Source organism: Kitasatospora sp. NPDC096204 (assembly GCF_044763205.1).
Taxonomy (GTDB): domain Bacteria; phylum Actinomycetota; class Actinomycetes; order Streptomycetales; family Streptomycetaceae; genus Kitasatospora.
Map to the genome: position 1 here is coordinate 1 of NZ_JBIWFT010000084.1, position 6,429 is coordinate 6,429.

General features: G+C 70.8%; 6 protein-coding genes. 5 read left to right on the plus strand and 1 reads right to left on the minus strand.

What is annotated here, in order from left to right; translation table 11 throughout:
• The first annotated feature begins 240 nt into the window (after window positions 1–240).
• From ACIQ87_RS40030 to ACIQ87_RS40045, 4 genes are all read left to right on the plus strand, one after another.
• The gene (locus ACIQ87_RS40030) at window positions 241–999 is read left to right on the plus strand and encodes a sulfite exporter TauE/SafE family protein (protein ID WP_402417166.1); all 759 of its coding nucleotides are present in this window, start codon (window positions 241–243) and stop codon (window positions 997–999) included.
• 38 nt (window positions 1,000–1,037) lie between these two features.
• Window positions 1,038–1,217: a DUF1272 domain-containing protein gene (locus ACIQ87_RS40035; RefSeq protein ID WP_402417174.1), complete on the plus strand. Its 180-nt coding sequence runs from the start codon at window positions 1,038–1,040 to the stop codon at window positions 1,215–1,217.
• Between the two features lie 95 nt (window positions 1,218–1,312).
• Entirely contained in the window at window positions 1,313–1,618 is a 306-nt protein-coding gene (locus tag ACIQ87_RS40040; RefSeq protein WP_402417168.1) for a 4a-hydroxytetrahydrobiopterin dehydratase, read from the plus strand.
• Window positions 1,619–1,736: 118 nt separating this feature from the next.
• The gene (locus tag ACIQ87_RS40045; protein WP_402417170.1) at window positions 1,737–3,749 is read left to right on the plus strand and encodes a PQQ-binding-like beta-propeller repeat protein; all 2,013 of its coding nucleotides are present in this window, start codon (window positions 1,737–1,739) and stop codon (window positions 3,747–3,749) included.
• 198 nt (window positions 3,750–3,947) lie between these two features.
• On the opposite strand, the gene ACIQ87_RS40050 is transcribed toward ACIQ87_RS40045, so the two are convergent.
• A complete protein-coding gene (locus ACIQ87_RS40050) occupies window positions 3,948–4,478 on the minus strand; it encodes an HNH endonuclease (protein ID WP_402417172.1) in 531 nt (176 codons plus the stop codon).
• 293 nt (window positions 4,479–4,771) lie between these two features.
• On the opposite strand from ACIQ87_RS40050, the gene tyrS reads away from it, so the two are divergent.
• A complete protein-coding gene (gene tyrS, locus ACIQ87_RS40055) occupies window positions 4,772–6,040 on the plus strand; it encodes a tyrosine--tRNA ligase (RefSeq protein WP_387731090.1) in 1,269 nt (422 codons plus the stop codon).
• The last annotated feature ends 389 nt before the right edge of the window (window positions 6,041–6,429 follow it).

The window sequence follows — 6,429 nt, forward strand, 5'->3', positions numbered from 1 at the left end:
CTTCACAGGCCCCTGGGCCGTCCGGTCCCTGCGGATCTCGAAGTCCAATGCATCCCCTGAACTGGGATGTTGCAACGACTCCTAGAACCCAAGAGAGGTGGCGGGCCCTCTGCCTTTCGCGAGGCCGACGCGTGCCTCCCGGGGCGTGTGGCGTGCGTCCCGAATCGTGGGCGGGTCTGGTCGGCGCGCGAGGCCGTCCGGCATGATCCCCTCGGACAGGACCGAGAGGAGAGGTGACCCATGACGCTCTGGGAGTCGATCGCCGTCCTGGCGGCCGGCGTCGGCGCCGGGATGATCAACGTCATCGTCGGGTCCGGCACGCTGATCACCTTCCCGGTCCTGCTCGCCGTCGGCATCCCGCCCGTCACCGCCAACGTCTCCAACTCGTTCGGCCTGGTCCCCGGCTCGCTCAGCGGAGTGATCGGATACCGCCGTGAGCTGGCAGGCCAGGGCCGCCGCGTGCTGCGCATGGGCACCGCCTCACTGCTCGGCGGACTGCTCGGGGCGCTGCTGCTCATCAAGCTGCCGAGCGGGGCCTTCGACGCGATCGTCCCGGTGCTGATCCTGCTCGCGCTCGTTCTGGTGGTGATCCAGCCCCGGGTGGCCAAGACCGTCGCGGCCCGCCGCCGACCCGGTGGCGATCCGGACGGCAGCCCGGTGCTGCTGATCGGGGTGTTCCTGACCGGCATCTACGGCGGTTACTTCGGCGCCGCGCAGGGCGTACTGCTGATGGCACTGATGGGGATGCTGCTCCAGGAGGACCTCCAGCGGATCAACGCGGTGAAGAACGCCCTGGCGATGATCGTGAACGCGGTCGCGTCGCTCTTCTTCCTCTTCACCTCGACCGTGAACTGGGCCGCCGCCGGTCTGATCGCTGCGGGCTCGCTGGTCGGTGGCCTGCTTGGTGCCAAGGTGGGCCGCCGCCTCCCTCCGACCGCGCTGCGTGGTGTCATCGTGGTGGTCGGTCTCGTGGCCGTCGCCAAGCTTCTGTTGAGTTGAACGACCGTCACATCATGTGCAAGTCGGAGGAGTACGCCATGGCCCTGGAGATGCGTGAGAGCTGCGAGCGCTGCGCGGTGTCGCTGACCGCGGACGGCCGTGCCTCGATATGTTCCTACGAGTGCACCTTCTGCCCGGACTGCACCGAGGCCATGGCCGGCAGCTGCCCCAACTGTGGTGGCGAGCTGGTGGCCCGTCCGCGGCGGAAGGCCGACTGACGCCGGAACCCCGGACATTGCGGTAGCCCGGAGTCCAGTGACCCCGGTACCCCGGAATCCCGGCACCGGACCGACGACCCACCAGGAGCGCGGCGATGAGCAACAGGGCACGGCTGAACGAGGACGAGATCACGGCAGCCCTGGTGGCGCTGCCCCAGTGGACGCGGGAGGGCGACAGCATCTCCCGCACCGCCGACGCCCCGGACTTCCCGGCGGCGATCCGGGTGGTCGTCGCCGTAGCCGAGCAGGCCGAGGCGCTCGACCACCACCCCGACATCGACGTCCGCTGGCGCACCCTGCGCTTCGTCCTGTCCACCCACAGCGCCGGCGGCCTCACCGGGCTGGACTTCTCCCTCGCCGCCCGGATCGACGAGGCCCTGCACGCCGAGTCGGCGGCCTGACGCGGAACGACCGCGAAGCCCGGGACCGTACGGCCGAGGGCCCGGGCGGCGTCTCCGGGCGGGCGTGAGATGCTGACTGCCGCATCGGCACGCGGACGGCTCGGAGGGACGGGAACGGATGGCGCAGGAGCCCTTCGGAGACGCCCACCCCCGGCAGCCGTGGCCGCCCCAGGGCCACCAGGACTGGCAGAGCGACGCGTACGGCGGGTACTCCGAGCAGCAGCAGACACCTCAGCAGCCGTCGCAGTGGCAGCCGCAGCCGGGCTACGGCTCAACCGAGTACGGGCAGCAGCAGCAGCATCCGCGGCAGCAGTTCGGCCAGGGCGGCTACGGGCACGCCGGATATGACCAGAGCGGGTACCACCACCAGAGTGGGTACGACCAGTCCGGCTTCGGTTCGACCGGCTATGCGGAGGGCGGCTACGTCCAGGGCCGGTACGACGGCCAGGAGCAGTACCAGCCGCATCCGCAGTACCCGGACCACACGCAGCAGCACCAGTCCTACGCGCCGTACGCCACGTCGCAGCAGCCCGCCGCCGCAGAGGGGCTGTACGTCCCGGCGGGGGCGGAGTACTCGGCGGACGGCTACGTGCACATCGAAGAGGTCGAGCCGGCACCCGAGCCCGGCCCCGAGCAGCCTGCGGGGACCGCTCGGGAACAGGCCCCGGAGCGCCAGGCCGAAGCCGCCGCACCGTCGAGGGCCGCTGCCCGTCGAGGTGCCGGCGGCGGAGCCGGAGCCGGAGCCAGTTCCGGTTCCGGCGCGCGCTCCGGCTCCTCGCTCTCCGCCAAGGCCCGGAAGGCCGCCGGAGCGGTGCTGACCGGGGAGCACGTGCCCAACCGCAAGGCCCTGCTGGTGCGGACCGGCGCCGGTGTGGCCGCGCTGGGGGTGCTGGTGGCCGCCGGGTTGACGGTCGGCGCCGAGGGTGGTGGCAGCGCGGCGGCGAGCAGCGGCGGTGAGCCGGGTTTCGCGGTGGCGCACGCCCGGGCGTGGGCCGCGCAACCCGCCGTGGCCGGTTCGTCCGGCGACGACACGCTGATCGGCAGCTGGCTGCTGGCCGACGTGGTGGTCCGGGCCGACGGCTCCGGGGTGCACGCGTACGACCGGGCGGGTGGCAAACCGACCTGGTCGGTGGAGCCGCCGGCCGCCGGGGCCGTTCCGTGCGGGCTGTCGGCGGGGGTGAACCAGGCGGGTCTGGGTGCGGTGCTGTTCCGCCCGCAGGCCGATCCGAAGAGCCCCTGCACGCTGGTGACCGCGGTGGACACCAAGACCGGCAAGACCGCCTGGACCAAGACCCTCTCGGACGCCAAGGGCGCGTACTCGGCCCGGGTCGGCGTCACCGAGGACAAGGTGGTCGCCGTCGGCGACGACCGGGCGTTGGCCTGGGAGTCCGCCGACGGGAAGGACGTCTGGCAGTACACCGGCCAGGGCAAGTTCTGCACCCTCTCCGGCGGCGTCAGCGGCAAGACCGTGCTCGTCGCCTCCTCCTGCGCCGATTCGACCCCTGCCGACCAGGCCGTCGCGCTGAACACCGCGGACGGCAAGGTCGCCTGGTGGCGGGGCCTGAACAACCAGCCGAAGACAGTGACCGTGCTGTCCGCCGAGCCGTCCGTGGTCCTCACCACCGGCGAGAAGCCCGAGACGGACCGGCTGTTCGCCTGGGGCGCGGGCGGTGACCCGGCCGCCGAGATTCCGGTGGCCGTCGACGGCGGTCGACTGGACGTCGCCCACGGTACGTTTTCGGCCACTCCCGGCGTGTACTTCGAGGGCCGCACGATGGTCACCACCCTGGCCCCTCCGAACGGCGGCGGACAGGTGGCCGCCGTCGGCTACGACCTGGACACCGGCAAGCAGCGCTGGAAGGTGCCCACCGCCGCCAAGGGCGCCGCCCGGGCCGTGGGCATCGACGGCGGATCGCTGGTGCTCGCCGCCGATGAACGACGGGACCAGCCTGCCCGCCTCAGCAGGTTCCCGCTGGCCGGCGGCCAGGAGGCGACCGGCGGCAACTTCCCGGCCGGCACCGGTTCGCTCCTGATCTCCGGACGGGTGCTGATCGGTGGCGGGCAGGTGGTCGTGGTGCCCGAGCACTCGACCAACTACGGCACGGCGGCGGGGTACCAGGCGAAGGACTGAGGTCCTCCGCCCTTCCCCCTCCGCCCATGCCGTCCCACGGTCACCCGCCGCCGTCCGGACGCCGGGAGCGTCCTCAGCCCGGGAGCGTCGAGAGTTCCGAGAGCGTCGAGAGTTCCGAGAGCGTCGAGAGTTCCGAGAGCGTCGACAGCGCTGAGGCAGCCGAGAGTGCCGAGAACGCTCCCGCGCCCGGGAACCGCCTCACGCCGCCGAGACAGGCCGGCCCGGTACGGCAGGCAGCCAGTCGGCGAGGTCCCGGACCTCCGAGCTGCGCAGACCGAGCGCGAGCATGAGACTCGCCTGCGGCGTCGGCACGAACGGGCGGCGCAGCAGCTTCATCCCGGCCTGCTCCGGCGTGCGGTCCGCCTTGCGCTGGTTGTCCTCCGCGCAGGCGGCGACGGTGTTCATCCAGCTGTCGGCACCTCCGCGCGACCTCGGCTGGAGGTGGTCCACCGTGGTGGCCCGCCGGCCGCAGTACGCGCACAGGTGCTGGTCCCGGGCCAGGACGCCCCGCCTCGACCACGGAGCCTGTTGTCGGAACGGCACCCGTACGTACCGTTGCAGTCTGATCACCCGTGGCACCGGGACGGCCACGCCCGTCCCCCGGATCGAGCGCAGCGGATGCGCCTGCTCCACCACCGCCTTGTCCTGGAGCACCAGGACAACGGCGCGCTGGAGAGACACCGTCGTCAGGGGCTCGTAGCTCGCGTTCAGAACCAGCGTGTTGCGCACTCGGCACACCCTTCCCGCGGGCGTGCCACGGCGGCACGACCGTCTCCACACACGTCACTGCCGCCGCACGGCGGTGGAACCACTCTGAATGGGCCCGCAGCCGTCGAACAACGGAATTTCCGGTATCGGGGAGGGGCCCGGGAGAGCGGGCCCTCCGACCCGGTGGGGTGCCTCGGGGAAAACTCGCTGGCCGGAACCGCGTAGGCTCTATCAGGCTGGAGTCGTACCGACCCGGGGCCCGACCGAATCGGGCCGGCACCGGGCGGACGCCCGATCGAAGGAGAAGCGTGACCGTGACGGACATCGTCGACGAGCTGCAGTGGCGTGGGCTGATCGCCCTTTCCACTGACGAGGACGCACTGCGCAAGGCGTTCGCGGACGGCCCGGTCACGTTCTATTGCGGCTTCGACCCGACGGCCCCCAGCCTGCACCTCGGCAACCTGGTGCAGATCCTCACCATGCGCCGCATCCAGCAGGCGGGGAACCTCCCGCTCGGTCTGGTCGGCGGTGCCACGGGCCTGATCGGCGACCCGAAGCCCACCGCCGAGCGCGTGCTCAACGACCCCGAGACGGTGGCCGGCTGGGTCGAGCGCCTGCGTGGTCAGATCTCGCGCTTCCTCGACTTCGAGGGCCCGTACGCGGCGCGCATGGTCAACAACCTGGACTGGACGTCCGGGATGTCGGCGATCAGCCTGCTGCGTGACGTGGGCAAGTACTTCCGGGTCAACAACATGATCGCGAAGGAGGCCGTCGCCCGACGGCTCAACTCCGACGCGGGTATCAGCTACACCGAGTTCAGCTACCAGATCCTCCAGGGCATGGACTACCTGGAGCTGAACCGCCGCTACGGCTGCGCCCTGCAGACCGGCGGCAGCGACCAGTGGGGCAACCTGACCGCCGGCACGGACCTGATCCGCAAGGCCGACGGCAAGTCCGTCCACGCGCTGGCCACGCCGCTGATCGTCAAGGCCGACGGCACCAAGTTCGGCAAGACCGAGTCCGGCACCGTCTGGCTCGACCCCGAGCTGACCACCCCGTACGCCTTCTACCAGTTCTGGCTGAACGCGGACGACCGGGACGTCCCCAACTTCCTGCGGATCTTCAGCTTCCGCTCGAAGGAGGAGGTCGAGGAGCTGGAGCGCGAGACCACCGAGCGCCCGGCCGCCCGCCTCGCCCAGCGCGCCCTCGCCGAGGAGCTCACCACGCTGGTGCACGGCGCGGAGCAGTACGAGCGCGCGGTCGCCGCGTCCAAGGCGCTGTTCGGCCAGGGCGACCTGGCGGACCTGGAGGCTCCGACCCTGGCGGCCGCCCTGGCCGAGGTCCCGAAGGCCGAGGTCTCCGAACTCCAGACGGTGGTCGACCTGCTGGTCGCCGTCGGTCTGTCGCCGAGCCGCTCGGCCGCGCGCCGGACGATCAAGGAGGGCGGTGCCTACCTCAACAACGTCAAGGTGACGGACGAGGAGGCTGTGCCGACCGAGGCCGACCTGCTGCACGGCCGCTGGCTCGTGCTGCGGCGCGGCAAGCGGAACCTGGCGGCGGCGGAGCTGGTCGCCGCCGGCTGAGGCATGGCCATGGCTGAAACACACCTGCTCTGAGCTGCGGCTTCAAGCACCGAGGGCCGGATCTGGACAGATCCGGCCCTCGACGTTTGACGATGTCGTCCAGGTGGCCTAGTGTTGAACGAGTCGCTGGAGCGGCCATCCCACTCAGCAAGACCCACTCTCACTCTGATCCCCATGAAAATGGGATTGTTGGCGTTCCCGTCAACCGGAGCGAGTGTGAATTTCGAGTGACACTCGGAATGCGTTAGTGTGGTGGACGTCGCAAAAGCGGACCCGGCCAGTTACGGGAAATCAGATGAATGAAACTCCGGAAAACGGAGCGGAAAACATCTGATAAGCTGGAAACACGAAAGAACGAAGCCCGGAGGGCCCGCTGGAAGGCGGTCCGA

What these genes read in the sequence shown, in the direction of transcription:
- ACIQ87_RS40030 (WP_402417166.1), top strand. Translation starts at nt 241, where the DNA reads ATGACGCTCTGGGAGTCGATCGCCGTCCTGGCGGCCGGCGTCGGCGCC.
- ACIQ87_RS40035 (WP_402417174.1), top strand. Translation starts at nt 1,038, where the DNA reads ATGGCCCTGGAGATGCGTGAGAGCTGCGAGCGCTGCGCGGTGTCGCTG.
- ACIQ87_RS40040 (WP_402417168.1), top strand. Translation starts at nt 1,313, where the DNA reads ATGAGCAACAGGGCACGGCTGAACGAGGACGAGATCACGGCAGCCCTG.
- ACIQ87_RS40045 (WP_402417170.1), top strand. Translation starts at nt 1,737, where the DNA reads ATGGCGCAGGAGCCCTTCGGAGACGCCCACCCCCGGCAGCCGTGGCCG.